Here is a 25,416-nt window from a genome sequence, read left to right on the forward strand (position 1 = left end):
CGGGCAAGCCCGCTCCCACAGGGATGCGTGGCGCACACAAAACCCGCGCTCGACTCGGTCACTGTGGGAGCTGGCTTGCCAGCGAAGAGGCCGGTTCAGCCTCTGAAGATCAAAGGCTGCGAACCCGCAGACAGCGCCACAACGCCGCCACCATCAACACGCTGACCAGCGCCCAGCCCCAGGCTTGCTGATTCTGCAAGCCTTCACGGAACAACTGCGGTGCAATGCACGCGCCGATGATGAAGGTCAGCAGGGCAATCTCCCGACGGGCCACCGGCACCGGGCGGCACAGGTAAACCAATGCCGGCAGAATGAACGCCGCACTCGCAAAGCTGCGATAGCGTGGATCGAACACCATCTCCAGCGCCATCACCGCACCGGCGAAACCGACGGCAGCGACCAGCCAGCCTGCCTGTCGTTCGAAGGCATTGAAGGCGCGCTCACGCCAGCCATTTCGGGCGCTCAAGGTCAGTGCGGCATGTGCCAGCACCAGCAGATTCAACACGGTCAGCAAACCGACCCACAGCCATTCGCTGGCGAACCGCGTGGTCAGCCATGCCAGATTGCCCCAGGCGCCAATCGAGCAAGCGGCGAGGGCGCCGAGCAATGGCAGCACCAGCGCTGAACGCGTGGTGCGAACCCGGCCGCCAAGCATCAACGTGCCGACAAAGATCAAACCACCGAGCGCCAGCCAGCGCGACCAGTCAGGCACGTTTGACACCGGCCCGGCCAGCACGCCTTTGTCCTGGCGATCCGCATCGAACAGCCCCCAGTAACCGCCGACCGCGCCTTCGCTGCCGCGCTTCCACGGCTGGTCGAAGGCTTCGATCAGGTTGTAATGCCAGCCCTGCTGTTCGGCGAGAGTGACAAAACCACGAATGAACTTGGCTTCGTTGACCCGGCTCGGCAGCGCGGTCTCACGCTGACGGCCTTCGCTCGGCCAGCCGGTTTCGCCAATCATCACGTCCTTGGGGGCGAACTTGTTGCCGAACACCTGGCGCACATCCGCCACGTGTTGCAGGGCGGCGTCGATATTCGACGGATCGTCTTCCCAGTACGGCAGCAAGTGAATGGTCAGGAAATCCACCGCCGGCGCGACTTCCGGGTGCTTGAGCCAGAACTCCCAGACATCGGCGTAGGTCACGGGCTGCTTGATATGGCTCTTGACCTTGTTGATCAGCTTCGCCAGTTGCGCCCCGGTGACTTCCTTGCGCAGCAAGGCTTCGTTGCCGACAATCACCGCGCTGACCACGTCCGGGTTGGCGTTGGCCGAAGCGATCAGCAGATCGACTTCTTTCTCGGTGTCCACCGGATTGCTGTTGACCCAGGCGCCGATCATCAGCTTCAAGCCATGCTTGCGCGCCAGATCAGGCAGGGCTTCGAGGCCGGTCATGGAATAGGTGCGGATGCATTCGAAGCGAGTAGCGAGCAGGGCGAGGTCGGCGTCCATGCGCTCCGGGCGCAATTTGAACGGCACGTCGAACGGCGACTGATCCTTGTCGAACGGGGTGTAGGAGGCGCACTGCAACTTGTGGGTCGGGGTGGCGACGTCCGGCAGGATCACCGGTTTGCCGAGGCCGTACCAGAAGCCGCAAAGGGCAAACAGGCCGAGCAGGCAGGCGAACAGATAAGGCAGAAAAGGGAAGCGGGAGGAGGCGGACATGGTCAGGCCGAGTGGCTGCAAAGCGACGCATGTTACCTGCATTTATAGAGGGGTTGGTGGCCCGCATGATTTTGACATGCAAAGTTCGGGCGGATTGTCTGGCGCCAATTATTCAGCCGCAGTTAATGGCTTTCTGATGTCGTTTCTCGTTGCTTCGAGGTCGCTGGCAGAGCAGGTCGCTGAGTGCGTCAGGTTGATGATCGAACTCGTCAGTACCCTTATTGATAATCCGGCTGATGTACTAACGAGTTTGCGGTCAGGCGTGATGGGGGCGCTGTGCACCATAACAATACGTTGACGATGTCCGGCATCCGTCGGGCGCAGCATTTCGGGGAAGTAACGATGAAGATGCGACGACTTTTAGGCGCAGGTGCCGCTCTGGTGCTTGCGATGAGCTCCACTTTCGCCAGCGCTGAAAAACAGACCCTGAACATCGGTTACGTTGACGGCTGGTCCGACAGCGTGGCGACCACCCACGTGGCAGCCGAGGTCATCAAACAGAAACTCGGCTATGACGTGAAGCTCCAGGCCGTCGCTACCGGGATCATGTGGCAGGGCGTTGCCACCGGCAAACTCGACGCAATGCTGTCGGCCTGGCTGCCCGTGACCCACGGTGAATACTGGACGAAGAACAAGGATCTGGTCGTCGATTACGGCCCGAACTTCAAGGACGCGAAAATCGGTCTGATCGTGCCGGAGTACGTCAAAGCCAAATCCATCGAAGACCTGAAAACCGACGACAGCTTCAAGAATCGTATCGTCGGCATCGACGCCGGCTCAGGCGTAATGCTCAAGACCGACCAGGCGATCAAGGATTACGGCCTGACCGGTTACACCCTCAAGGCCAGTTCCGGCGCCGGCATGATTGCCGAGCTGACCCGTGCCGAGAAAAAGAATGAATCCATCGCCGTGACCGGTTGGGTGCCGCACTGGATGTTCGCCAAGTGGAAACTGCGTTTCCTCGACGACCCGAAAGGCGTGTATGGCGCAGCTGAAACCGTGAACAGCATCGGCAGCAAGGAACTGGCGACCAAGGCGCCGGAAGTGGCCAAGTTCCTGAAGAACTTCCAGTGGGCTTCGAAAGACGAAATCGGCGAAGTCATGCTGGCGATTCAGGACGGTGCCAAACCTGACGCAGCGGCCAAGGATTGGGTGGCCAAACACCCGGATCGCGTGGCTGACTGGACCAAATAACCCTCAATCGCTTTTATTCACCGCACACCCTGTGGGAGCGGGCTTGCCCGCGATAGCGGTCTGTCAGTTGACTGATAAGTTGGCTGACACGACGCCATCGCTGGCAAGCCAGCTCCCACAGTTTTTTGTGTGTGCTCAAAAATGGCACATGTGTCATGGCGTTCTACTACTAAGGTCGTCTGGAACCCGGCTCGCAGCCGCATAGAGTGGCTATGTTCCAAAAATAAAAATCTGTGCTGCGAGGATAAAAACAATGAACGACAGCATTTACCTCTCTATTCAGAACAGCCCGCGCTTCAAGGAGCTGGTGAAAAAAAGGGAAAGGTTCGCCTGGATACTCTCGGCGATCATGCTAGGGCTCTATTCCGGATTCATCCTTCTGATCGCGTACGGGCCGCAAGTGCTCGGGACCAAAATCAGTGCCGGCTCATCGATCACCTGGGGTATCCCCATCGGTGTCGGGCTGATTGTCTCGGCCTTCATCCTGACCGGTATCTACGTACGCCGCGCCAATGGCGAGTTCGACGACCTGAACAATGCGATTCTCAAGGAGGCTCAGCAATGATCCGGCGTCTACTGGCTCTTTTGAGCATCGCAGCGTTCGCTCCGGCCGCCTGGGCCGCTGACGCCCTGACCGGCGAAGTCCACAAACAACCGCTCAACGTTTCCGCGATCGTCATGTTCGTGGTGTTCGTCGGCGCGACCCTGTGCATCACCTACTGGGCCTCCAAACGCAACAAGTCGGCTGCTGACTACTATGCGGCGGGCGGCAAGATCACCGGTTTCCAGAACGGCCTGGCGATTGCCGGTGACTACATGTCGGCGGCGTCCTTCCTGGGGATTTCCGCACTGGTGTTCACTTCCGGCTACGACGGCCTGATTTACTCGATCGGCTTCCTGGTGGGCTGGCCAATCATCCTGTTCCTGATCGCCGAGCGCCTGCGCAACCTGGGTAAATACACCTTTGCCGACGTGGCGTCCTACCGCCTCGGGCAAACCCAGATCCGCACGCTGTCGGCCTGCGGTTCGCTGGTGGTGGTGGCGTTCTACCTGATCGCGCAAATGGTCGGCGCCGGCAAGCTGATCCAGCTGCTGTTCGGTCTCGACTACCACGTTGCGGTGATTCTGGTCGGTATCCTGATGTGCCTGTACGTGCTGTTCGGCGGCATGCTGGCGACCACCTGGGTGCAGATCATCAAGGCTGTGCTGTTGCTGTCCGGTGCCTCGTTCATGGCGCTGATGGTGATGAAGCACGTCAACTTCGACTTCAACACCCTGTTCTCCGAAGCCATCAAGGTTCACGCCAAGGGCGAAGCGATCATGAGCCCCGGCGGTCTGGTGAAAGACCCGATCTCGGCGTTCTCCCTCGGCCTGGCGCTGATGTTCGGTACTGCTGGCCTGCCGCACATCCTGATGCGCTTCTTTACCGTGAGCGATGCAAAAGAAGCCCGTAAGAGCGTGCTGTACGCCACCGGTTTCATTGGCTACTTCTACATCCTGACCTTCATCATCGGCTTCGGCGCGATCCTGCTGGTCAGCACCAACCCGGCGTTCAAGGATGCAGCGGGCGCTCTGCTCGGCGGCAACAACATGGCGGCGGTGCATCTGGCTAACGCCGTGGGCGGCAGCATCTTCCTCGGCTTCATCTCGGCCGTGGCGTTTGCAACCATTCTGGCGGTAGTGGCGGGTTTGACCCTGGCTGGTGCTTCGGCGGTGTCTCACGACCTGTACGCCAGTGTGATCAAGAAAGGCAAAGCCAACGACAAGGATGAGATTCGCGTTTCGAAGATCACCACCATCGCACTGGGCATCCTGGCCATCGGCCTGGGCATCCTGTTCGAAAGCCAGAACATTGCGTTCATGGTCGGTCTGGCGTTCTCCATTGCGGCGAGCTGCAACTTCCCGGTGCTGCTGCTTTCGATGTACTGGAAGAAGCTGACCACCCGTGGCGCCATGATTGGCGGCTGGCTGGGTCTGGTGAGTGCGGTGGGGCTGATGATTCTTGGTCCGACCATCTGGGTGCAGATTCTGCATCACGAGAAGGCGATCTTCCCTTACGAGTATCCTGCGTTGTTCTCGATGATGATTGCGTTCATCGGGATCTGGTTCTTCTCGATCACCGATAAGTCGGCGGCGGCAGAGAAAGAGCGTGCGGCGTTCTTCCCGCAGTTTGTGCGTTCGCAGACTGGGTTGGGGGCTAGTGGGGCGGTTTCGCACTGAGGCTTTTGGGTTGAATATGTAGGTTGAGTTGGATGGAAAATGCCCTGGTCGAGAGATTGGGGCGTTTTTTTGTGGGCGGTTATCGGATGTTCTTGGGGATTGGGTGTATATCCGTTGCTGCGGTAACGGCTTCTTAGGGTTCCGCCCTTACGGCGGGTCACTTTTTTCAAACGCCAAAAAAGTAACCAAAAAGGCTGGGCCCCCGGCGTACGGCACTTCGCTGAGGCTCAGTGTTCCCTCGCTACGGTGTCCATCAGGGGGCATCGCCTACGGTTTGCTTCGCTGCACCTCCTCTCGATGTATGCGGCTTCGCCGCACGGCGCTGCGCGCCTACCCCCTGATGAACACCTCCGCTCGGCCTGCCGAAGGGGCTGAAGATCAAAAACAAGATCAAGAGCCAGAGCAAAAGCCCCGCCGCAAAACCAAAGGAGAACAAGCCGTGCTCCTCACCACGATGAGCGTTAGCTCGAGTGAAGCTTTTGATCGCAAGGCCCGTCGGCAGGCTGAGTGGAGGGATTGATCCGGGGGTGGGAGCGCAGCGACCGTTTGGCGAAGCCAAACACATCGAGAGGAGGTGCAGCGAAGCAAACCGTAGGCGATGCCCCCGGATCGATCCCGGAGCGAAGGAACCCGAGCCACAGCGAGGGCCGTACGTCAGGGTAAAGCCTTTTTGGTTACTTTTTCGGCGTTTGGAAAAAGTGACCCGCCGTAAGGGCGGAACCCTGAGAAGCCGTTACCGCAGCAACGGATATGCCCCCAATAAAAAACAAAAAAAACGGCCCCCATTCTCATGGAGGCCGTTCCCGATACAACTTAAGACGTTATCGCAAGACAGGTCTTATTTGCGATCTTCCAGCTTGGTAATGTCACGCGACTCGTAGCCAGTGTACAGCTGACGCGGACGGCCAATCTTGTACGGGCTGGAGAGCATTTCCTTCCAGTGCGAAATCCAGCCGACAGTACGTGCCAGCGCGAAGATCACAGTGAACATGCTGGTCGGAATGCCGATCGCCTTGAGGATGATCCCCGAGTAGAAGTCGACGTTCGGGTACAGCGAACGTTCGATGAAGTACGGGTCGGTCAGGGCGATCTCTTCCAGGCGCATGGCCAGTTCGAGTTGCGGATCGTTGTTGATGCCCAGTTCGCGCAATACTTCGTCGCAAGTCTGCTTCATCACGGTCGCACGAGGGTCGCGGTTCTTGTAGACGCGGTGACCGAAGCCCATCAGCTTGAACGGATCGTTCTTGTCCTTGGCCTTGGCGATGAACTTGTCGATGTTCGAGACATCGCCGATTTCATCGAGCATGGTCAGCACGGCTTCGTTCGCACCGCCGTGGGCAGGGCCCCACAGTGCGGCGATACCGGCGGCGATACAGGCGAACGGGTTGGCACCCGAAGAGCCCGCCAGGCGTACGGTGGAGGTCGAAGCGTTTTGCTCGTGGTCGGCGTGGAGGATGAAGATCCGGTCCATGGCCTTGGCGAGTACCGGGCTGATCGGTTTGATCTCGCACGGGGTGTTGAACATCATGTGCAGGAAGTTTTCCGCGTACGACAGGTCGTTGCGCGGGTACATCATGGGTTGGCCCATGGAGTACTTGTAAACCATCGCGGCCAGGGTCGGCATCTTGGCAACCAGGCGGATCGCGGAGATTTCGCGATGCTGCGGGTTATTGATGTCGAGGGAGTCGTGGTAGAAGGCCGAAAGGGCGCCGACTACACCACACATGACGGCCATCGGGTGGGCGTCACGGCGGAAGCCGTTGAAGAAGGTTTTCAGCTGCTCGTGAACCATGGTGTGGTTCTTCACGGTGCCGACGAACTGGGCCTTCTGTTCTGCGGTCGGCAGTTCGCCGTTCAGCAGCAGGTAGCAGGTTTCCAGGTAGTCCGACTTTTCAGCCAGCTGTTCGATCGGGTAGCCGCGGTGCAGCAGGATGCCGTTGTCGCCATCGATATAGGTGATCTTCGATTCGCAGGAAGCGGTCGACATGAAACCGGGGTCGAAAGTGAAGCGGCCCGTGGCCGTCAGGCCCCGAACATCGATTACATCGGGACCAACGGTGCCGGTTAAAATGGGCAGCTCGACGGGGGCTGCGCCCTCGATGATCAACTGCGCTTTTTTGTCAGCCATGTGGCCTCCTATTTATGCTTGAAATCATCAGACAGACCCCCCACGCAGGGCCCGCACCACTATAGTGAGATAAATTCGAATGTCAATTTGCCTAAAGTCTTGCTCCAGAAGGCTTTAACCGCACTTTTTCCTCGAAATTGACTGCCATTTACGCCTTTTATACAACTTGTGCAATCAGCTATTGGGGGTAGGCGATTGCGTTGTCATTAGTAGCCTAACTGTCTATACTCGGCGACCGACCGCCAAGGGCTTTTGGGCTTGCTTTCATTGGGGGTCGCATCCCTGGGTGGTGGTTACCTGACCAGTGCACTCCCCAACAACTTTGCCCTGATTGTTAGGGGCTCTTCAGTGTGAAAAAAAAGCCGTGAAAAGCCAACGACCTGTAAACCTAGACCTAAGGACCATCAAACTCCCCATCACCGGCGTTACGTCGTTTCTTCACCGTGTTTCCGGCATCATCCTCTTCCTGGGCCTTGGCATCATGCTTTATGCATTGGGCAAATCCCTGGGTTCCGAGGAAGGTTATGTCGAGGTGAAGGCATGCTTGACCAGTCCGCTGGCCAAGTTCGTAGCATGGGGCCTCCTGTCCGCTCTGCTGTATCACCTGGTTGCCGGTGTGCGCCACTTGATCATGGACATGGGCATCGGTGAGACGCTGGAAGGCGGCCGCCTGGGCTCGAAAATTATCATCGCCGTTTCCGTGGTGCTGATCGTTCTGGCAGGAGTTTGGATATGGTAACCAGCGTTACGAACCTTTCGCGTTCGGGCCTCTATGACTGGATGGCACAGCGTGTGTCTGCGGTTGTTCTCGCGGCTTATTTCATCTTCCTGATCGGCTACCTCGCCGCTCACCCGGGCATTGGCTATGAACAATGGCATGGCCTGTTCGCCCACAACGGAATGCGTATCTTCAGTCTGCTGGCACTGGTTGCCCTGGGCGCTCACGCCTGGGTCGGCATGTGGACTATCGCGACCGACTACCTGACGCCGATGGCGCTGGGCAAGTCCGCGACTGCAGTACGTTTCCTTTTCCAGGCAGTATGCGGCGTTGCGATGTTCGCTTACTTCGTCTGGGGTGTGCAGATTCTCTGGGGTATCTGAGTCATGGCTAACATTCCAACGATTTCTTTCGACGCCATCATTATTGGTGGTGGCGGTGCCGGCATGCGCGCTGCGCTGCAGCTGGCACAGGGCGGTCACAAGACTGCCGTGATCACCAAGGTCTTCCCGACCCGTTCGCACACTGTATCCGCCCAGGGCGGCATCACCTGCGCCATCGCGTCCGCCGACCCGAACGATGACTGGCGCTGGCACATGTACGATACCGTCAAGGGTTCCGACTACATCGGTGACCAGGACGCTATCGAATACATGTGTCAGGAAGGCCCGGCTGCCGTTTTCGAGCTGGACCACATGGGTCTGCCGTTCTCGCGTACCGAGCAAGGCCGTATCTACCAGCGTCCGTTCGGCGGTCAGTCGAAGGATTACGGTAAGGGCGGGCAGGCTGCCCGTACTTGCGCCGCTTCCGACCGTACCGGTCACGCGCTGCTGCACACCCTTTATCAGGGCAACCTGAAAGCCGGTACCACGTTCCTGAACGAGTACTACGCTGTCGACCTGGTGAAAAACCAGGAAGGCGAATTCGTCGGTGTGATCGCAATCTGCATCGAAACCGGCGAAACCACCTACATCCGCGCGAAAGCCACCGTATTGGCTACCGGCGGTGCAGGTCGTATCTATGCATCCACCACCAACGCCCTGATCAACACCGGTGACGGCGTCGGCATGGCTCTGCGTGCTGGCGTGCCGGTACAAGACATCGAAATGTGGCAGTTCCACCCGACCGGCATCGCCGGCGCCGGTGTACTGGTTACCGAAGGCTGCCGTGGTGAAGGTGGTTACCTCATCAACAAGCACGGCGAGCGTTTCATGGAGCGTTACGCTCCGAACGCCAAAGACCTGGCTGGTCGTGACGTTGTTGCCCGTTCGATGGTTAAAGAAATCATCGCCGGCAACGGTTGCGGTCCGAATGGCGACCACGTAATGCTCAAACTCGACCATCTGGGCGAGGAAGTGCTGCACAGCCGTCTGCCAGGCATCTGCGAACTGTCGAAGACTTTCGCGCACGTTGACCCGGTGGTTGCCCCGGTTCCGGTTGTTCCGACTTGCCACTATATGATGGGCGGCGTTGCCACCAACATTCATGGCCAGGCGATCACCCAGAATGCCGAAGGCGTGGATCAGATCATCCCTGGTCTGTTCGCGGTCGGTGAAGTGGCTTGCGTATCGGTTCACGGTGCCAACCGTCTGGGCGGCAACTCGCTGCTCGACCTGGTGGTATTCGGTCGCGCTGCCGGCCTGCACCTCGAAAAAGCGCTGACTGACGGCATCGAATACGATGACGCCACCGAAGCCGACATCGAAGCTGCCCTGTCGCGCCTGAACGCACTGAACAACCGTACCGACGGCGAAGACGTCGCTACCCTGCGTCGCGAGCTGCAAAGCTGCATGCAGAACTACTTCGGTGTATTCCGTACCGGCGAATACATGCAGAAAGGCATCGCGCAACTGGCTGACCTGCGTACCCGCATCGCCAACGTGAAGATCAACGATAAGTCGCAGGCTTTCAACACTGCACGTATCGAAGCGCTGGAACTGCAAAACCTGCTGGAAGTGGCTGAAGCTACCGCCATCGCTGCCGAAGTACGTAAAGAGTCCCGCGGTGCTCACGCCCGTGAAGACTTCGAAGATCGTGACGACGAAAACTGGCTGTGCCACACCCTGTACTTCCCGGGTGACAAGCGCGTCACCAAGCGTGCCGTGAACTTCTCGCCGAAGACTGTTCCGACTTTCGAACCAAAAGTCCGGACTTATTAAGGGTGACCGCCATGTTGCAAGTCAGTGTTTATCGTTACAACCCTGATCAGGACGCTGCGCCGTTCATGCAGGAATTCCAGGTCGATACCGGTGGTAAAGACCTGATGGTGCTGGACGTGCTGGCCCTGATCAAAGAGCAGGACGAGGGTTTCTCCTATCGTCGCTCTTGCCGTGAAGGCGTCTGCGGCTCCGACGGCATGAACATCAACGGCAAGAATGGTCTGGCGTGCATCACGCCGCTGTCCGCTGTCGTCAAAGGTAACAAGCTGATCGTTCGTCCTCTGCCAGGTTTGCCGGTTATCCGTGACCTGGTTGTCGATATGAGCATCTTCTACAAGCAATACGAGAAGGTTAAGCCATTCCTGCAGAACGACACGCCGGCTCCGGCCATCGAGCGTCTGCAGTCCCCTGAAGAGCGTGAAAAGCTCGACGGTCTGTACGAGTGCATCCTGTGCGCTTGCTGCTCGACCTCTTGCCCGTCCTTCTGGTGGAACCCGGACAAATTCCTGGGTCCAGCTGCACTGCTGCAAGCGTACCGCTTCCTGGCAGACAGCCGTGACACCAAGACGTCCGAGCGTCTGGCGTCCCTCGATGACCCGTTCAGCGTTTTCCGCTGCCGGGGCATCATGAACTGCGTCAACGTATGTCCGAAAGGCCTGAACCCGACTAAGGCCATCGGTCACATCCGTAACATGCTGCTTTCGAGCGGCGTGTGATTCAGAAGTTGTAACTGCCGCTGTAAAAAGCGGCACTGCTGCACCGTACAGGTCAAGGCGCGGGCTTCAACCCGCGCCCTGGCTATAACCAGAGCAACAGCCATAAGCTGCGGCTCTTATTTTGAAGAAATGAGACAAGCAGGGGCATCCGGGCTGGTACCCGGACTATCAGTGTGATCCTAAGTGGCTTGTTTTGGTCGCTGCATTCGGACTTCTGCAAGTTTGCTCGGTGTCGACATCGATGGTGTTCCCCTAACCGAGGGTGACCAAGCATGCAAGAAAGCGTGATGCAGCGCATGTGGAACAGCGCCTACCTTTCAGGTGGAAACGCTGCCTATGTGGAAGAGCTTTATGAGCTCTACCTGCACGACCCTAACGCTGTGCCAGAAGAGTGGCGCACCTACTTTCAGAAGTTGCCTGCCGACGGCAACTCTGCCACCGATGTTTCGCACTCCACAATTCGCGATCATTTCGTGCTGCTGGCAAAGAACCAGCGCCGCGCCCAACCGGTTTCCGCCGGCAGCGTGAGCAGTGAGCACGAGAAGAAGCAAGTTGAAGTGCTGCGATTGATCCAGGCCTACCGTATGCGTGGCCACCAGGCAGCCCAGCTTGACCCGCTGGGACTGTGGCAGCGTCCTGCACCTGCAGACCTGTCGATCAATCATTACGGCTTGACCAATGCCGATCTTGATACGACCTTCCGTGCCGGCGACCTGTTCATCGGCAAAGAGGAAGCGAGCCTACGCGAAATTCACGAAGCGTTGCAGCAGACATATTGCCGCACCATCGGCGCTGAATTTACGCATATCACCGATTCCGTGCAGCGCCAGTGGTTCCAGCAGCGTCTGGAAAGCGTACGTGGCCGTCCGACCTACTCCGCCGACATTCAGAGCCACCTGCTCGAGCGCGTCACCGCCGGTGAAGGTCTGGAAAAATACCTGGGTACCAAATACCCGGGCACCAAGCGTTTCGGTCTGGAAGGCGGCGAAAGCCTGATTCCGATGCTCGACGAGTTGATCCAGCGTTCCGGTTCCTACGGCACCAAGGAAGTCGTCATCGGCATGGCCCACCGTGGCCGTCTGAACGTGCTGGTCAACACCTTCGGCAAGAACCCGCGCGAGCTGTTCGACGAGTTCGAAGGCAAGAAGAAGGTCGAGCTGGGTTCCGGTGACGTTAAATACCACCAGGGCTTCTCGTCCAACGTGATGACCGCCGGCGGTGAAGTTCACCTGGCCATGGCGTTCAACCCGTCCCACCTGGAAATCGTTTCCCCGGTGGTTGAAGGTTCGGTTCGCGCCCGTCAGGATCGTCGTAACGACCCTACCGGCGAGAAGGTTCTGCCGATCTCCATCCACGGTGACGCGGCATTTGCCGGTCAAGGCGTGGTGATGGAAACCTTCCAGATGTCGCAGACCCGCGGTTTCAAGACCGGCGGTACCGTGCACATCGTGATCAACAACCAGGTTGGTTTCACCATCAGCAACCCGCTGGACTCGCGCTCCACCGAGTACGCGACCGACGTTGCGAAAATGATCCAGGCGCCGATCCTCCATGTGAATGGTGATGATCCGGAAGCCGTATTGTTCGTGACCCAGCTGGCCATCGACTACCGCATGCAGTTCAAGCGTGACGTGGTGATCGACCTGGTCTGCTACCGTCGTCGCGGCCACAACGAAGCCGACGAACCAAGCGGCACCCAGCCTCTGATGTATCAGCAGATCACCAAGCAGCGCACCACCCGTGAGCTGTACGCTGATCGTCTGACCCAGGGCGGTGTGCTCGACGTTGAGCGTGTTCAGGCGAAAGTCGACGAATATCGCAACGCGCTGGACAACGGTCTGCACGTAGTGAAATCGCTGGTCAAAGAGCCGAACAAAGAGCTGTTCGTGGACTGGCGTCCGTATCTGGGCCACGCCTGGACTGCGCGTCACGACACGCGTTTCGATCTGAAGACCCTGCAGGAACTGTCCGCCAAGCTGCTGGAAATTCCGGAAGGCTTCGTGGTTCAGCGCCAGGTCGCGAAGATCTACGAAGACCGTCAGAAAATGCAAGCCGGCGGCCTGCCGATCAACTGGGGTTACGCCGAAACCATGGCGTACGCGACCCTGGCGTTCGAAGGTCACCCGATCCGCATGACCGGTCAGGACATCGGCCGTGGTACGTTCTCGCACCGTCACGCTGTTCTGCACAACCAGAAAGATGCTGGCACCTACATCCCGTTGCAGCACTTGTACGACGGTCAGCCGCGCTTCGACCTGTACGACTCGTTCCTGTCGGAAGAAGCTGTTCTGGCGTTCGAATACGGTTACTCGACCACCACGCCGGATGCGCTGGTGATCTGGGAAGCCCAGTTCGGCGACTTCGCCAACGGTGCCCAAGTGGTAATCGACCAGTTCATCACCAGTGGCGAGCACAAGTGGGGCCGTCTGTGCGGTCTGACCATGTTGCTGCCGCACGGTTATGAAGGTCAGGGTCCTGAGCACTCGTCGGCTCGTCTGGAGCGTTACCTGCAGCTGTGCGCCGAGCACAACATTCAGGTGGCGGTACCGACCACGCCGGCTCAGATCTACCACTTGCTGCGTCGTCAGGTGATTCGCCCGCTGCGCAAGCCATTGATCGTCCTGACTCCGAAGTCGCTGCTGCGCCACAAACTGGCCATCTCGACCCTGGAAGATCTGGCCGAAGGTTCGTTCCAGACCGTTATCCCGGAAATCGATGCCCTGGACCCGAAAAAGGTCGAGCGCGTTGTTCTGTGCAGCGGCAAGGTCTACTACGACCTGCTGGAAAAGCGCCGTGCCGAAGGCCGCGAAGATATCGCCCTGGTGCGTATCGAGCAGCTGTACCCATTCCCTGAGGACGACTTGAAGGAAGTCCTGGCTCCGTACACCAACGTCAAAAATGCCGTCTGGTGTCAGGAAGAGCCGATGAACCAGGGCGCCTGGTACTGCAGCCAGCATCACTTGCGCCGCAGCATCAGCAACCTCGACAAGTCTCTCGTACTTGAGTACGCGGGCCGTGAGGCTTCTGCTGCACCTGCTTGTGGTTACGCATCGATGCACGCCGAGCAGCAGGAAAAACTCCTGCAAGACGCGTTTACCATTTAACGCCTTCGCGCACCTGAAACCGAATTTAAGGAACCACAGACAATGGCTATCGAGATCAAAGCCCCCACTTTCCCGGAATCGGTTGCCGATGGCACCGTTGCCACCTGGCACAAACAACCGGGCGACGCCGTCAAGCGTGACGAACTGATCGTCGACATCGAAACCGACAAGGTTGTCCTGGAAGTGCTGGCTACCGCCGACGGCGTGCTGGGCGCAATCGTCAAGGGCGAGGGCGAAACCGTCCTGTCCGACGAAGTCCTGGGCTCCATCGTTGAAGGCGGCGCTGCTGCTGCCGCTCCGGCTGCCGCTGCTGCACCGGCCGCTGCCGCTGCCGCTGCTGCTCCAGCTGCCGGCGCTGACGAAGACGCTATCGCTGCGCCTGCCGCTCGCAAGCTGGCCGAAGAAAACGGCATCAACCTGGCTTCCGTAAAAGGCACTGGCAAAGACGGCCGTGTGACCAAGGAAGACGTGGTTGCTGCTGTTGAAGCCAAGAAAGCCGCTCCGGCTGCTGCGCCGAAGGCTGCTGCTCCGGCCGCTGCCGCTCCTGTGTTCGCTGCTGGCGACCGCGTCGAGAAGCGCGTTCCGATGACCCGCGTTCGCGCTACCGTGGCCAAGCGTCTGGTAGAAGCTCAGTCGAACATGGCGATGCTGACCACTTTCAACGAAGTCGACATGACCGAAGTCATGGCGCTGCGTTCGAAGTACAAGGACCTGTTCGAGAAGTCCCACAACGGCGTACGCCTGGGCTTCATGTCGTTCTTCGTGAAGGCTGCCACCGAAGCGCTGAAACGCTTCCCGGCTGTCAACGCTTCGATCGACGGCGGCGACATCGTTTACCACGGCTACGCCGACGTTGGTGTTGCTGTTTCCAGCGACCGCGGTCTGGTGGTTCCGGTTCTGCGTAACGCCGAACTGATGAGCCTGGCTGAAATCGAAGGCGGCATTGCCACTTTCGGCAAGAAAGCCCGTGACGGCAAACTGTCGATGGACGAGATGACCGGCGGTACCTTCACCATCACCAACGGTGGTACCTTCGGTTCGATGATGTCGACTCCGATCGTCAACCCGCCGCAGGCAGCGATTCTGGGCATGCACAACATCATCCAGCGTCCGATGGCCATCAACGGTCAGGTCGTTATTCGTCCGATGATGTACCTGGCACTGTCCTACGATCACCGTCTGATCGATGGCAAAGAAGCTGTGACTTTCCTGGTGACCATCAAGAACCTGCTGGAAGATCCGGCTCGTCTGTTGCTGGATATCTGATAGAAGCAGTCACGCGCTGCAAGCTTCAAGCTGCAAGAGAACGCAGCCTGGCTTGCAGCGCGCGGCTTGAAGCTTTTCGCTAAAGAGGATTTTTTGAATGTCGCAGAAATTTGACGTAGTAGTGATCGGTGCTGGCCCTGGCGGCTACGTGGCTGCCATCAAGGCCGCGCAACTCGGTCTGACCACTGCCTGCATCGAGAAGTACACCGATGCTGAAGGCAAGCAAGCCCTGGGCGGCACCTGCCTGAACGTAGGCTGCATTCCTTCCAAGGCGCTGCTGGACAGCTCCTGGAAATACAAGGAAGCGAAAGAAAGCTTCAACGTCCACGGTATCTCGACCGGCGAAGTCAAAATGGACGTCGCTGCTATGGTTGGCCGCAAGGCTGGCATCGTCAAGAACCTGACCGGCGGTGTTGCCACCCTGTTCAAGGCCAACGGCGTTACTTCGATCCAGGGCCACGGCAAACTGCTGGCTGGCAAGAAAGTCGAAGTCACCAAGCCAGACGGCTCGGTTGAAATCATCGAAGCCGAAAACGTCATCCTGGCTCCAGGTTCGCGTCCGATCGACATTCCACCGGCTCCGGTTGATCAGAAAGTCATCGTTGATTCGACTGGCGCACTGGAATTCCAATCCGTACCTAAACGTCTGGGCGTGATCGGCGCTGGCGTGATCGGTCTGGAACTGGGTTCGGTATGGTCGCGTCTGGGTTCGGAAGTGGTTGTCCTGGAAGCTCTGGACACCTTCCTGATGGCAGCGGACACCGCTGTTTCCAAGGAAGCGCTGAAAACCCTGACCAAACAAGGTCTGGACATCAAACTGGGCGCTCGCGTGACCGGCTCGAAAGTGAACGGCGACGAAGTCGTTGTGAACTACACCGATGCCAACGGCGAACAGACCATCACTTTCGACAAGCTGATCGTAGCCGTTGGTCGCCGTCCGGTGACCACTGATCTGCTGGCTGCCGACAGCGGCGTGACCCTGGACGAGCGCGGTTTCGTGCACGTTGACGATCACTGCGCCACCACCGTACCGGGCGTATTCGCCATCGGTGACGTGGTTCGCGGCATGATGCTGGCTCACAAAGCCTCGGAAGAGGGCATCATGGTTGTCGAGCGCATCAAGGGCCACAAGGCTCAGATGAACTATGACCTGATCCCTTCGGTTATTTATACTCACCCGGAAATCGCATGGGTGGGTAAAACCGAGCAGGCCTTGAAAGCTGAAGGCGTTGAAGTTAACGTCGGCACCTTCCCGTTCGCAGCCTCCGGCCGTGCCATGGCCGCTAACGATACCGGTGGTTTCGTCAAGGTCATCGCTGATGCCAAGACTGACCGCGTATTGGGCGTGCACGTGATTGGCCCGAGCGCTGCAGAACTGGTTCAGCAGGGCGCGATCGGTATGGAATTCGGCACCAGCGCTGAAGACCTGGGCATGATGGTTTTCTCCCATCCGACCCTGTCTGAAGCCTTGCACGAAGCAGCTCTGGCAGTGAATGGCGGCGCCATCCACATTGCCAACCGCAAGAAGCGTTAAGACACACAATAAGAAACCACGGCGGTACGGCCCGTCGTGAGCCTTGCGTGCAAGACTCACCGCGGAATGTCCGCTGGACGCAGCCTTGCGTAGCTGCACCGGGTATCCGGAAAGGCTACGCAAGCAGCAGTCACAGGTGGCGCGGCACTCATCAAGAGCGCAGCGCCGAATGCGCAGTACCTAACGAAGACGGTAAAAAGCATGAATCTTCACGAGTATCAGGGTAAGCAGCTGTTCGCTGAATACGGCCTGCCAGTTTCCACTGGTTATGCAGTAGACACCCCGGAAGCAGCAGCAGAAGCTTGCGACAAAATCGGCGGCAACGAGTGGGTTGTCAAAGCTCAGGTTCACGCCGGTGGTCGCGGTAAAGCGGGCGGCGTTAAGCTGGTTCGCAGCAAAGAAGACGCCAAAGCCTTCGCACAGCAGTGGCTGGGCAAGCGTCTGGTGACTTACCAGACTGATGCCAATGGCCAGCCAGTCACCAAGATCCTGGTTGAATCGTGCACTGATATCGCTAAAGAGCTGTACCTGGGCGCTGTCGTTGACCGTTCGAGCCGTCGCATCGTGTTCATGGCTTCCACCGAAGGTGGCGTGGACATCGAGAAAATCGCTCACGACACTCCAGAAAAAATTCTGAAAGCCACTATCGATCCACTGGTTGGCGCTCAGCCATTCCAGGGTCGCGAGCTGGCATTCCAGCTGGGTCTGGAAGGCAAGCAGGTTGCTCAGTTCGCCAAGATCTTCGTAGGTCTGGCCAAGCTGTTCAAGGATCACGACCTGGCTCTGCTGGAAGTGAACCCGCTGGTGATCAAGGCTGACGGCGATCTGCACTGCCTGGACGCCAAGATCAACATCGACGCCAACGCAATGTACCGTCAGCCTAAGCTGAAGACTTTCCACGATCCGTCGCAGGACGATCCGCGCGAAGCGCACGCTGCCAAGTTCGAACTGAACTACGTAGCGCTGGAAGGCAACATCGGCTGCATGGTGAACGGTGCCGGCCTGGCCATGGGTACCATGGACATCGTCAACCTGCACGGCGGCAAGCCAGCCAACTTCCTCGACGTAGGTGGTGGTGCTACCAAAGAACGCGTTACCGAAGCATTCAAAATCATTCTGTCCGACACCAACGTCGCTGCAGTACTGGTTAACATCTTCGGCGGCATCGTTCGTTGCGACATGATTGCCGAAGGCATCATCGGTGCAGTGAAAGAAGTCGGCGTGAAAATCCCGGTTGTTGTTCGTCTTGAAGGCAACAACGCTGAACTGGGCGCTAAAGTACTGGCAGAAAGCGGTTTGAACATCATCGCTGCTACCAGCCTGACCGACGCTGCTCAACAAGTCGTTAAAGCTGCGGAGGGCAAGTAATGAGCGTCCTGATCAATAAAGACACCAAAGTTATCTGCCAGGGTATTACCGGTTCGCAAGGTAGCTTCCACACCCAGCAAGCCATCGAATACGGCACCAAGATGGTTGGCGGCGTAACTCCGGGCAAAGGCGGCACCGAGCACCTGGGTCTGCCAGTGTTCAACACCGTGAAAGACGCCGTAGCTGCCACTGGCGCCACCGCCAGCGTAATCTACGTTCCGGCTCCTTTCTGCAAGGACTCGATCCTGGAAGCAGCGTTCGGCGGCATCAAGCTGATCGTCTGCATCACCGAAGGCATTCCTACCCTGGACATGCTGGACGCTAAAGTTAAGTGCGACGAGCTGGGTGTTATCCTGATCGGCCCTAACTGCCCAGGCGTGATCACCCCAGGCGAATGCAAGATCGGCATCATGCCAGGTCACATTCACTTGCCTGGCAAGGTCGGTATCGTTTCCCGTTCCGGCACCCTGACCTACGAAGCTGTCAAGCAAACTACTGACGCCGGTTTCGGTCAGTCGACTTGCGTCGGCATCGGTGGTGACCCGATCCCGGGTTCGAACTTCATCGACATCCTGAAGCTGTTCCAGGAAGACCCGAAGACCGAGGCGATCGTGATGATCGGCGAGATCGGCGGTTCGGCTGAAGAAGAAGCGGCTGCCTACATCAAGGCACACGTGACCAAGCCGGTTGTTTCCTACATCGCTGGTGTGACTGCTCCTCCGGGCAAGCGCATGGGCCATGCTGGCGCAATCATCTCCGGCGGCAAAGGCACTGCAGACGAGAAATTCGCTGCTCTGCAAGACGCAGGCGTGAAAACCGTGCGTTCGCTGGCAGACATCGGCAAGGCCCTGGCCGAGCTGACTGGTTGGGCTGTCAAGTAAGCCTCGCGCTTAGCTGACGCTTTACCAAACAAAGGCCACCTTCGGGTGGCCTTTGTCGTTTCTGATGTTTATTTGACGATGGCGATTTATAGGCTCTCGCCCAATAACATGCAAAAACGCGACACAGACACGTCGCGTATCGGATAGTTCGCCCTCAAACAGTGCGTTTGTCAGACAAATTCGTTAGGCTAGCAGCCATTTTTGCGTCTGCCGCCCACAAGGCATGCAACGCGCTAAACGGGTCAGTCCCATACGGATTGACAGCATTTCCCTAACCCCACAGGGAAATCCCCCTCTAAATTCCGATTCAGTAGTGTGGTATTTCCTTAATGAAAGTTTTGAAAGGTCAGGACATCCTGGCACTTGGTTTTATGACATTCGCCCTGTTCGTCGGGGCCGGTAACATCATCTTCCCGCCTATCGTCGGTTTGCAGTCCGGGCCTCACGTCTGGATGGCGGCGCTGGGCTTCCTGATCACGGCGGTCGGTCTGCCGGTGATCACCGTCGTGGCGCTGGCCAAGGTCGGCGGAGCGATGGATTCCCTGAGCAGCCCGATCGGCAAGATTGCCGGTGGCGTGCTGGCGGCGGCGTGCTATCTCGCAGTCGGCCCGCTGTTCGCAACGCCGCGTACCGCGACCGTGTCGTTCGAAGTAGGCCTGGCGCCGCTGACCGGCGAAAGCCCGCTGGCGCTGTTCCTCTACAGCTCGGTGTACTTCCTGCTGGTGTTCTTCATCTCGCTCTACCCGGGCCGTTTGCTGGACACCGTAGGACGCTTCCTCGCGCCGCTGAAAATCATCGCTCTGGCGGTACTCGGCATCGCTGCGTTTGCGCTGCCGGCCGGTGACATCGGCGTGGCCACTCCGGAATACGTTGCGGCACCGTTCTCCCAGGGCTTCATCAATGGTTACCTGACCATGGATACCCTCGGCGCTCTGGTGTTCGGCATCGTCATCGTCAACGCGATCCGCTCCCGTGGCGTCGAGTCGCCGGCGCTGATCACCCGTTACGCAATCATCGCCGGGCTGATTGCCGGCGTCGGTCTGGCGCTGGTGTATGTCAGCCTGTTCCGTCTGGGTTCCGGCAGCCATGAAGTGGCCGCTGGCGCTACCAACGGCGCGGCGGTGCTGCACGCTTACGTGCAACACACCTTCGGTTCGCTGGGCAGCGGTTTCCTTGCGGTGCTGATCTCCCTGGCGTGTCTCGTAACTGCGGTTGGCCTGACCTGCGCCTGCGCCGAGTACTTCAGCCGCGTATTGCCGCTGTCGTACAAGACGCTGGTGATCATCCTGGCTGCATTCTCGCTGCTGGTGTCCAACCTGGGCCTGACCAAGCTGATCGCGTTCTCGATCCCGGTGCTGACCGCGATCTACCCGCCGTGCATCGTGCTGGTGGCCCTGAGCTTCTGTGCCGCCTTCTGGCATGAGCAGAGCCGCATCATGGGCCCGGTGATGCTGGTGTCGTTCGTGTTCGGCACCATCGACGCCTTGAAAGGCGCCGGTCTGGCTGATTGGCTGCCGTCGCAACTGGCCCACCTGCCGCTGAGCGAGCAAGGTCTAGCGTGGTTGGTGCCGTGCGTGATGACCCTGGTAGTTGCCGTGGTTTGCGATCGCCTGCTGGGCAAGCGCGCCGAAGCACTCGCCTAAGATTGCCGGGCCGCCACAAGCGGCTGTCGAGCGATTAAACAGAAATGCCCCGTATCAATCGATACGGGGCATTTTTTATGGGTTTCAGGCAGTGTCTTTTTCCGTGATCCAGCGTCGAAGCAAGCAAAGCTTTTGTGCGAGAGTGGATCTGCTCGCGATGGCGGTGCGTCTGTCACATCTATTCAGAATGTGCCGGCGCCATCTCGAGCAAGCTCGCTCCCACAGGTGCCGCTTTCATACTCCACAGGGAATTGCATGTCATTCATCCAAGCCAACCTGATCCACCTGCTTGCCGCGCTCTGGTTCGTCATCTGCTGGGGCGGTTACACCCGTTATGCGACCTGGAAGGGCCGTGACACGGCGTGCCTGGCCAGCGTGTTGCACCTGTACCGCGAAGACTGGATGCGCCGCATGCTGCTGCGTGATAACCGCATCGCCGACACCAGCGTGATCGGCAACCTTGAGCGCAACGCCTCGTTCTTCGCTTCCAGCACGCTGATCATCCTGGCGGGCATTCTCACCGTGCTCGGCGCCTCGGAACGTGCGGTGTCGTTGCTGGCGGATATTCCGATGGTGCAGCAGGCTTCCCAAGGCATGTCGGAGATCAAGTTGCTGTGCCTGGCGCTGGTGTTTGTCTACGCCTTCTTCACGTTCAGCTGGTGCATGCGTCAGTACAACTTCGCGGCGATCCTGATCGGCTCGGCGCCGATGATCGGCGAGCGGCACGTGTCCGAGCAGGAGCGCAAGGCGTTCGCTTCGCGGGCGGCGCGGGTGATTTCGATGGCGGCCAACCAGTTCAACTTTGGTCTGCGTTCCTATTACTTCGGCATCAGCATGCTGGCGTGGTTCGTCAGCCCCTGGCTGTTCATGCTGATGAGCGCAGGCGTGGTGCTGGTGTTGTATCGCCGCGAGTTTCATTCCGACGTGCTTGATGTAATGGTCTATACCCCTACAGAGGCGCCATTGCCCGAAACGATCAAAGAGGCTGCTTGATGAGTATTCCGTTCTGGTGTGTGTTTATCAGTGCGTTGTTGATCTACGTGGCGCGCATGCCCGTGGGCAAGGCCATGAAAGAGCAGGGGGGTTACAACAACCACTTGCCGCGTCAGCAACAGGCGCAACTCACCGGTTATGGGGCCCGGGCACTGGCAGCGCATCAGAACAGCATCGAAGCGTTCATCTTGTTTGCCGTTGGCGTGTTGATGGCGCATACCACGCAGACGGCGGGATGGCTGATCGATACGTTGGCGATCATCTTCGTGATCGCACGAATCCTCTACTTGTGGTTCTACCTGGCGGATATTCCCAAGCTGCGCAGTCTGGTCTGGCTGATCGGCTTAGTGTGTTCATTGTTGTTGATGATTAGTCCGACTTTTAGAACTGTCTTGCTCTAACACGGCATTACCAAAAAATGACAGGCAAAAGAAAACCCGCACTTGGCGGGTTTTCTTTTTTGCCATCCAGAAGCGGCTTATTGCTTCTTGGCAGCTTCTTCTTGCGCTGCAGCGTTCGATTCGGCCTGAGCTTTGGCAGCTTCGGCGTTTTCTTTCGCTGCGTCGTTCACTTTATCCTGAGCTTTGTTCATGTCTTGCTGAGCTTGTTCAGCATGTTGGTTGGCATCTTGAGCTTTGTCCTCGGATTTTTTATCGCAGGCTGCGAGACCGAGGGAAGCGGTCAACATCAAGGCAATAGCTAAAGTCTTACGCATGGGGTGTTTCTCCTTATGGAAAATAACTACTGGCCTTAAGAGCGCAGCCCCGAGGGTTAAGTTCCTCATTTCTCTCAGATATATAAGTTTGTTTTGCAATGGAACTTTTGCTGTTCTTTCCACTACCGGGAACAGTGACTAACAAGAGTAATTATCAAATGGCCGAAAACCCTGTTTTTGAGCGCGCGACCCGCTTTCTTTCGGCCCTGCGCCACTGTCAGGTACTGGGTTTGAAAGTGCACAGTGCCAGCAGTGAAGGCCTGACGGTGGTCTTGCCGTACAGCGCACAAATTGTTGGCAACCCGCTGACCGGCGTGGTCCACGGCGGGGCGATCACGTCGCTGATGGACACTGCGTGCGGCATGTCGACCCTGTGTGTCCTGCCGGAATTCGAAGTCTGCCCGACCCTCGATCTGCGCATCGACTACATGCATGCCGCCGAACCGCATAAAGATGTCTATGGCTTCGCCCAGTGTTACCGGGTCACCACCGACGTGATCTTCGCCCGGGGCTTCGCTTATCAGGATGATCCCGAGCAACCCATCGCCCACGTCGTCGGCACGTTCATGCGCATGGGCAAGGGCCTTAAAGGCACCAAAGGCTTTGGTGGCGCGATCAAGGGAGACAGCCAATGAACGATGATTTCAAACAGCAGCTGCAAGAGGCCCACGAAAAGGCTGACTACGCGCCGCTGCTGAAGCTGATTCCCTACGCCGGACTGATCGGCGTCGAATGTTCGCGAGTCGGTGATGACCTGCTGTTCAAGCTGCCAGCGAACAAGGACAACATTGGTAACCCTTTATTGCCGGCGATCCACGGCGGGGTGATTGCCGGGTTCATGGAGCTGTCAGCAGCCCTGCATCTGCTGATTTTCACCGGTGCGCCCGGTGTGCCGAAGATCATCGACTTTTCCCTCGATTACCTGCGGGCCGGGCAGTTTCGCGATACCTGGGCCAGGTGTCAGGTCTGTCGTCAGGGCCGGCGGGTGGCCAACGTTGCGGTCACGGCCTGGCAAAGCACCGAAAGCGAACCGATTGCCACGGCGCGCGCCCACTTCAAAATCGACGAGCCCTTGAAATCCTGAACACCGCCCCCAACTCAGTGAACAACCCGCCGCAGACCATTTGGGTCGCGGCCAATGCCATCTGATTGGAGTTTGATGACCATGAGTGTGGAAACTCAAAAGGAAACCCTGGGCTTCCAGACCGAGGTGAAGCAACTGCTGCACCTCATGATCCATTCGCTGTATTCCAACAAGGAAATCTTCCTTCGCGAATTGATCTCGAACGCCTCCGACGCCGTCGACAAATTGCGCTTCGAAGCCCTGGCCAAGCCTGAGTTGCTCGAAGGTGGCGCTGAGCTGAAAATCCGTGTGAGCTTCGACAAGGACGCCAAAACCGTCACCCTCGAAGACAACGGCATCGGCATGAACCGCGACGATGTGATCACCCACCTGGGGACCATCGCCAAATCCGGCACCGCTGATTTCATGAAAAACCTGTCGGGCGATCAGAAGAAGGATTCGCACCTGATCGGCCAGTTCGGTGTGGGCTTCTACTCGGCCTTCATCGTTGCTGACAAAGTTGATGTGTACAGCCGCCGCGCCGGCACTGCTTCGAGCGAAGGCGTGCACTGGTCGTCGAAAGGCGAGGGCGAGTTCGAAGTCGCTACCATCGACAAGCCTGAGCGTGGCACCCGCATCGTCCTGCACCTGAAAAAAGACGAAGACGAGTTCGCCGATGGCTGGCGTCTGCGCAACATCATCAAGAAGTACTCCGACCACATCGCGCTGCCGATCGAGCTGCCGAAAGAAGTGGCCGCTGCCGAAGGTGAAGAGAAACCTGAAGTTGAATGGGAAACCGTCAACCGCGCCAGCGCCCTGTGGACCCGTCCTCGCACTGAAGTGAAGGATGAGGAATACCAGGAGTTCTACAAGCACATCGCCCACGACTTCGAAAATCCGCTGGCCTGGAGCCACAACAAGGTCGAAGGCAAGCTCGAGTACAGCTCGCTGCTGTACGTGCCGGCCCGTGCACCGTTCGATCTGTACCAGCGTGAAGCGCCGAAAGGCCTGAAGTTGTACGTACAGCGCGTATTTGTAATGGATCAGGCAGAGTCGTTCCTGCCGCTGTACCTGCGCTTCATCAAGGGCGTGGTCGACTCCAACGACCTGTCGCTGAACGTGTCGCGGGAAATCCTGCAGAAAGACCCGATCATCGACTCGATGAAGTCGGCGCTGACCAAGCGCGTGCTGGACATGCTGGAAAAACTGGCGAAGAACGAGCCTGAGCAATACAAGGGCTTCTGGAAAAACTTCGGTCAGGTCATGAAAGAAGGCCCGGCAGAAGATTTCGCCAACAAGGAAAAAATTGCCGGTCTGCTGCGTTTCGCATCGACCAACGGCGACGACGGCGAGCAGCTCGTCGGTCTGGCCGACTACCTGGCCCGCGCCAAGGAGGGTCAGGACAAGATCTACTACCTGACCGGCGAAACCTACGCGCAGGTCAAGAACAGCCCGCACCTGGAAGTCTTCCGCAAGAAAGGCATCGAAGTGCTGCTGCTGACCGACCGTATCGACGAGTGGCTGATGAGCTACCTCAGCGAATTCGACGGCAAGAGCTTTGTCGACGTCGCGCGCGGTGACCTGGACCTGGGCAACCTGGACTCGGAAGAGGACAAGAAGGCCGCAGAAGAAGTCGCCAAGTCGAAGGAAGGTCTGGTTGAGCGTCTGAAAACCGCACTGGGCGACTCCGTTGCCGAAGTCCGCGTTTCCCATCGTTTGACCGATTCGCCGGCCATTCTGGCCATCGGTGAGCAGGACCTGGGTCTGCAAATGCGTCAGATCCTCGAGGCCAGCGGGCAGAAGGTGCCGGATTCGAAGCCGATCTTCGAATTCAACCCGAGCCACCCACTGATAGCGAAGCTCGACAACGAGACCAGCGAAGAGCGTTTTGGCGACCTGTCGCACATCCTCTTCGACCAGGCCGCCCTGGCGGCTGGCGACAGCTTGAAAGACCCGGCCGCGTACGTGAGCCGCCTGAACAAGCTGCTGGTCGAGCTGTCCGCTTGATCAGGCTGTAGAAAAACCCGCTTCGGCGGGTTTTTTCATTCTGG

General features: G+C 58.3%; 21 protein-coding genes. 18 read left to right on the forward strand and 3 right to left on the reverse strand.

Going from position 1 to position 25,416, the window contains the following annotated elements; genetic code table 11:
- Positions 1 to 109: 109 nt before the first annotated feature.
- The gene (locus JJN09_RS24770) at positions 110 to 1,705 is read right to left on the reverse strand and encodes a beta (1-6) glucans synthase (RefSeq protein WP_249484174.1); all 1,596 of its coding nucleotides are present in this window, start codon (positions 1,703 to 1,705) and stop codon (positions 110 to 112) included.
- Between the two features lie 300 nt (positions 1,706 to 2,005).
- Between JJN09_RS24770 and JJN09_RS24775 the strand changes: the two genes are divergently transcribed.
- From JJN09_RS24775 to JJN09_RS24785, 3 genes are all read left to right on the forward strand, one after another.
- Positions 2,006 to 2,857, forward strand: a complete 852-nt coding sequence (locus tag JJN09_RS24775; RefSeq protein ID WP_249484175.1) for a glycine betaine ABC transporter substrate-binding protein — start codon at positions 2,006 to 2,008, stop codon at positions 2,855 to 2,857.
- A 253-nt stretch (positions 2,858 to 3,110) separates the two neighbouring features.
- On the forward strand, positions 3,111 to 3,422 hold the full coding sequence (locus tag JJN09_RS24780) for a DUF485 domain-containing protein (RefSeq protein ID WP_085710541.1): 312 nt from the start codon (positions 3,111 to 3,113) through the stop codon (positions 3,420 to 3,422).
- Positions 3,419 to 5,077 (forward strand): cation acetate symporter, encoded by a 1,659-nt coding sequence (locus JJN09_RS24785; protein ID WP_249484176.1) that lies wholly within the window; start codon positions 3,419 to 3,421, stop codon positions 5,075 to 5,077. Before JJN09_RS24780 ends, JJN09_RS24785 begins: the two co-directional genes overlap by 4 nt.
- Before the next feature lie 838 nt (positions 5,078 to 5,915).
- On the opposite strand, the gene gltA is transcribed toward JJN09_RS24785, so the two are convergent.
- Positions 5,916 to 7,205, reverse strand: coding sequence for a citrate synthase (gene gltA / locus JJN09_RS24790; RefSeq protein ID WP_249484177.1), 1,290 nt, complete (start codon positions 7,203 to 7,205; stop codon positions 5,916 to 5,918).
- Between the two features lie 364 nt (positions 7,206 to 7,569).
- Here gltA and sdhC point away from each other — a divergent pair, with 364 nt between their 5' ends.
- The 12 genes from sdhC to JJN09_RS24850 all read left to right on the forward strand — a co-directional run bounded on the left by sdhC (position 7,570) and on the right by JJN09_RS24850 (position 21,988).
- Positions 7,570 to 7,944, forward strand: coding sequence for a succinate dehydrogenase, cytochrome b556 subunit (gene sdhC / locus JJN09_RS24795; RefSeq protein ID WP_055137330.1), 375 nt, complete (start codon positions 7,570 to 7,572; stop codon positions 7,942 to 7,944).
- Complete coding sequence (sdhD, locus tag JJN09_RS24800; protein WP_085710546.1) at positions 7,938 to 8,306, forward strand: succinate dehydrogenase, hydrophobic membrane anchor protein; 369 nt, start codon at positions 7,938 to 7,940, stop codon at positions 8,304 to 8,306. Before sdhC ends, sdhD begins: the two co-directional genes overlap by 7 nt.
- A gap of 3 nt (positions 8,307 to 8,309) precedes the next feature.
- A complete protein-coding gene (gene sdhA / locus JJN09_RS24805) occupies positions 8,310 to 10,082 on the forward strand; it encodes a succinate dehydrogenase flavoprotein subunit (protein WP_038363946.1) in 1,773 nt (590 codons plus the stop codon).
- 11 nt (positions 10,083 to 10,093) lie between these two features.
- The gene (locus JJN09_RS24810) at positions 10,094 to 10,798 is read left to right on the forward strand and encodes a succinate dehydrogenase iron-sulfur subunit (RefSeq protein ID WP_007959035.1); all 705 of its coding nucleotides are present in this window, start codon (positions 10,094 to 10,096) and stop codon (positions 10,796 to 10,798) included.
- Positions 10,799 to 11,070: 272 nt separating this feature from the next.
- Positions 11,071 to 13,902 (forward strand): 2-oxoglutarate dehydrogenase E1 component, encoded by a 2,832-nt coding sequence (locus JJN09_RS24815; protein WP_249484178.1) that lies wholly within the window; start codon positions 11,071 to 11,073, stop codon positions 13,900 to 13,902.
- A 42-nt stretch (positions 13,903 to 13,944) separates the two neighbouring features.
- Complete coding sequence (odhB, locus tag JJN09_RS24820) at positions 13,945 to 15,168, forward strand: 2-oxoglutarate dehydrogenase complex dihydrolipoyllysine-residue succinyltransferase (RefSeq protein WP_249484179.1); 1,224 nt, start codon at positions 13,945 to 13,947, stop codon at positions 15,166 to 15,168.
- Positions 15,169 to 15,265: 97 nt separating this feature from the next.
- The gene (lpdA, locus tag JJN09_RS24825; RefSeq protein ID WP_249484180.1) at positions 15,266 to 16,702 is read left to right on the forward strand and encodes a dihydrolipoyl dehydrogenase; all 1,437 of its coding nucleotides are present in this window, start codon (positions 15,266 to 15,268) and stop codon (positions 16,700 to 16,702) included.
- A gap of 201 nt (positions 16,703 to 16,903) precedes the next feature.
- Positions 16,904 to 18,070 carry an ADP-forming succinate--CoA ligase subunit beta gene (gene sucC / locus JJN09_RS24830; protein WP_085732277.1) on the forward strand — a complete coding sequence of 389 codons (1,167 nt, stop codon included), beginning with the start codon at positions 16,904 to 16,906 and terminating at the stop codon, positions 18,068 to 18,070.
- Positions 18,070 to 18,951 (forward strand): succinate--CoA ligase subunit alpha, encoded by an 882-nt coding sequence (sucD, locus tag JJN09_RS24835; protein ID WP_017127973.1) that lies wholly within the window; start codon positions 18,070 to 18,072, stop codon positions 18,949 to 18,951. Before sucC ends, sucD begins: the two co-directional genes overlap by 1 nt.
- A 329-nt stretch (positions 18,952 to 19,280) precedes the next feature.
- Entirely contained in the window at positions 19,281 to 20,594 is a 1,314-nt protein-coding gene (brnQ, locus tag JJN09_RS24840) for a branched-chain amino acid transport system II carrier protein (protein WP_249484181.1), read from the forward strand.
- Between the two features lie 255 nt (positions 20,595 to 20,849).
- The gene (locus tag JJN09_RS24845) at positions 20,850 to 21,587 is read left to right on the forward strand and encodes a DUF599 domain-containing protein (RefSeq protein ID WP_249484182.1); all 738 of its coding nucleotides are present in this window, start codon (positions 20,850 to 20,852) and stop codon (positions 21,585 to 21,587) included.
- Positions 21,587 to 21,988, forward strand: a complete 402-nt coding sequence (locus JJN09_RS24850) for an MAPEG family protein (protein ID WP_096822977.1) — start codon at positions 21,587 to 21,589, stop codon at positions 21,986 to 21,988. The genes JJN09_RS24845 and JJN09_RS24850 overlap by 1 nt, the downstream gene beginning before the upstream one ends.
- Before the next feature lie 77 nt (positions 21,989 to 22,065).
- Here the strand turns inward: JJN09_RS24850 and JJN09_RS24855 are convergent, their stop codons facing one another.
- Positions 22,066 to 22,302 carry a hypothetical protein gene (locus JJN09_RS24855; protein WP_007959016.1) on the reverse strand — a complete coding sequence of 79 codons (237 nt, stop codon included), beginning with the start codon at positions 22,300 to 22,302 and terminating at the stop codon, positions 22,066 to 22,068.
- A 158-nt stretch (positions 22,303 to 22,460) separates the two neighbouring features.
- Between JJN09_RS24855 and JJN09_RS24860 the strand changes: the two genes are divergently transcribed.
- The 3 genes from JJN09_RS24860 (at position 22,461) to htpG (ending at position 25,372) form a co-directional block, all read left to right on the forward strand.
- Entirely contained in the window at positions 22,461 to 22,937 is a 477-nt protein-coding gene (locus JJN09_RS24860) for a PaaI family thioesterase (protein ID WP_249484183.1), read from the forward strand.
- Positions 22,934 to 23,386 carry a PaaI family thioesterase gene (locus JJN09_RS24865; RefSeq protein ID WP_249484184.1) on the forward strand — a complete coding sequence of 151 codons (453 nt, stop codon included), beginning with the start codon at positions 22,934 to 22,936 and terminating at the stop codon, positions 23,384 to 23,386. The genes JJN09_RS24860 and JJN09_RS24865 overlap by 4 nt, the downstream gene beginning before the upstream one ends.
- An 81-nt stretch (positions 23,387 to 23,467) precedes the next feature.
- The gene (gene htpG, locus JJN09_RS24870; protein ID WP_249484185.1) at positions 23,468 to 25,372 is read left to right on the forward strand and encodes a molecular chaperone HtpG; all 1,905 of its coding nucleotides are present in this window, start codon (positions 23,468 to 23,470) and stop codon (positions 25,370 to 25,372) included.
- Positions 25,373 to 25,416: the final 44 nt, after the last annotated feature.

This window comes from Pseudomonas sp. HS6 (genome assembly GCF_023375815.1).
Lineage (GTDB): Bacteria > Pseudomonadota > Gammaproteobacteria > Pseudomonadales > Pseudomonadaceae > Aquipseudomonas.

What these genes read in the sequence shown, in the direction of transcription:
- gltA (WP_249484177.1), bottom strand. Translation starts at nt 7,205, where the DNA reads ATGGCTGACAAAAAAGCGCAGTTGATCATCGAGGGCGCAGCCCCCGTC.
- JJN09_RS24865 (WP_249484184.1), top strand. Translation starts at nt 22,934, where the DNA reads ATGAACGATGATTTCAAACAGCAGCTGCAAGAGGCCCACGAAAAGGCT.
- JJN09_RS24775 (WP_249484175.1), top strand. Translation starts at nt 2,006, where the DNA reads ATGAAGATGCGACGACTTTTAGGCGCAGGTGCCGCTCTGGTGCTTGCG.
- JJN09_RS24860 (WP_249484183.1), top strand. Translation starts at nt 22,461, where the DNA reads ATGGCCGAAAACCCTGTTTTTGAGCGCGCGACCCGCTTTCTTTCGGCC.
- brnQ (WP_249484181.1), top strand. Translation starts at nt 19,281, where the DNA reads ATGAAAGTTTTGAAAGGTCAGGACATCCTGGCACTTGGTTTTATGACA.
- sucD (WP_017127973.1), top strand. Translation starts at nt 18,070, where the DNA reads ATGAGCGTCCTGATCAATAAAGACACCAAAGTTATCTGCCAGGGTATT.
- JJN09_RS24845 (WP_249484182.1), top strand. Translation starts at nt 20,850, where the DNA reads ATGTCATTCATCCAAGCCAACCTGATCCACCTGCTTGCCGCGCTCTGG.
- sucC (WP_085732277.1), top strand. Translation starts at nt 16,904, where the DNA reads ATGAATCTTCACGAGTATCAGGGTAAGCAGCTGTTCGCTGAATACGGC.
- JJN09_RS24815 (WP_249484178.1), top strand. Translation starts at nt 11,071, where the DNA reads ATGCAAGAAAGCGTGATGCAGCGCATGTGGAACAGCGCCTACCTTTCA.
- JJN09_RS24770 (WP_249484174.1), bottom strand. Translation starts at nt 1,705, where the DNA reads ATGCAGGTAACATGCGTCGCTTTGCAGCCACTCGGCCTGACCATGTCC.
- sdhA (WP_038363946.1), top strand. Translation starts at nt 8,310, where the DNA reads ATGGCTAACATTCCAACGATTTCTTTCGACGCCATCATTATTGGTGGT.
- htpG (WP_249484185.1), top strand. Translation starts at nt 23,468, where the DNA reads ATGAGTGTGGAAACTCAAAAGGAAACCCTGGGCTTCCAGACCGAGGTG.
- lpdA (WP_249484180.1), top strand. Translation starts at nt 15,266, where the DNA reads ATGTCGCAGAAATTTGACGTAGTAGTGATCGGTGCTGGCCCTGGCGGC.
- sdhD (WP_085710546.1), top strand. Translation starts at nt 7,938, where the DNA reads ATGGTAACCAGCGTTACGAACCTTTCGCGTTCGGGCCTCTATGACTGG.
- JJN09_RS24850 (WP_096822977.1), top strand. Translation starts at nt 21,587, where the DNA reads ATGAGTATTCCGTTCTGGTGTGTGTTTATCAGTGCGTTGTTGATCTAC.
- odhB (WP_249484179.1), top strand. Translation starts at nt 13,945, where the DNA reads ATGGCTATCGAGATCAAAGCCCCCACTTTCCCGGAATCGGTTGCCGAT.
- JJN09_RS24855 (WP_007959016.1), bottom strand. Translation starts at nt 22,302, where the DNA reads ATGCGTAAGACTTTAGCTATTGCCTTGATGTTGACCGCTTCCCTCGGT.
- JJN09_RS24810 (WP_007959035.1), top strand. Translation starts at nt 10,094, where the DNA reads ATGTTGCAAGTCAGTGTTTATCGTTACAACCCTGATCAGGACGCTGCG.
- JJN09_RS24780 (WP_085710541.1), top strand. Translation starts at nt 3,111, where the DNA reads ATGAACGACAGCATTTACCTCTCTATTCAGAACAGCCCGCGCTTCAAG.
- JJN09_RS24785 (WP_249484176.1), top strand. Translation starts at nt 3,419, where the DNA reads ATGATCCGGCGTCTACTGGCTCTTTTGAGCATCGCAGCGTTCGCTCCG.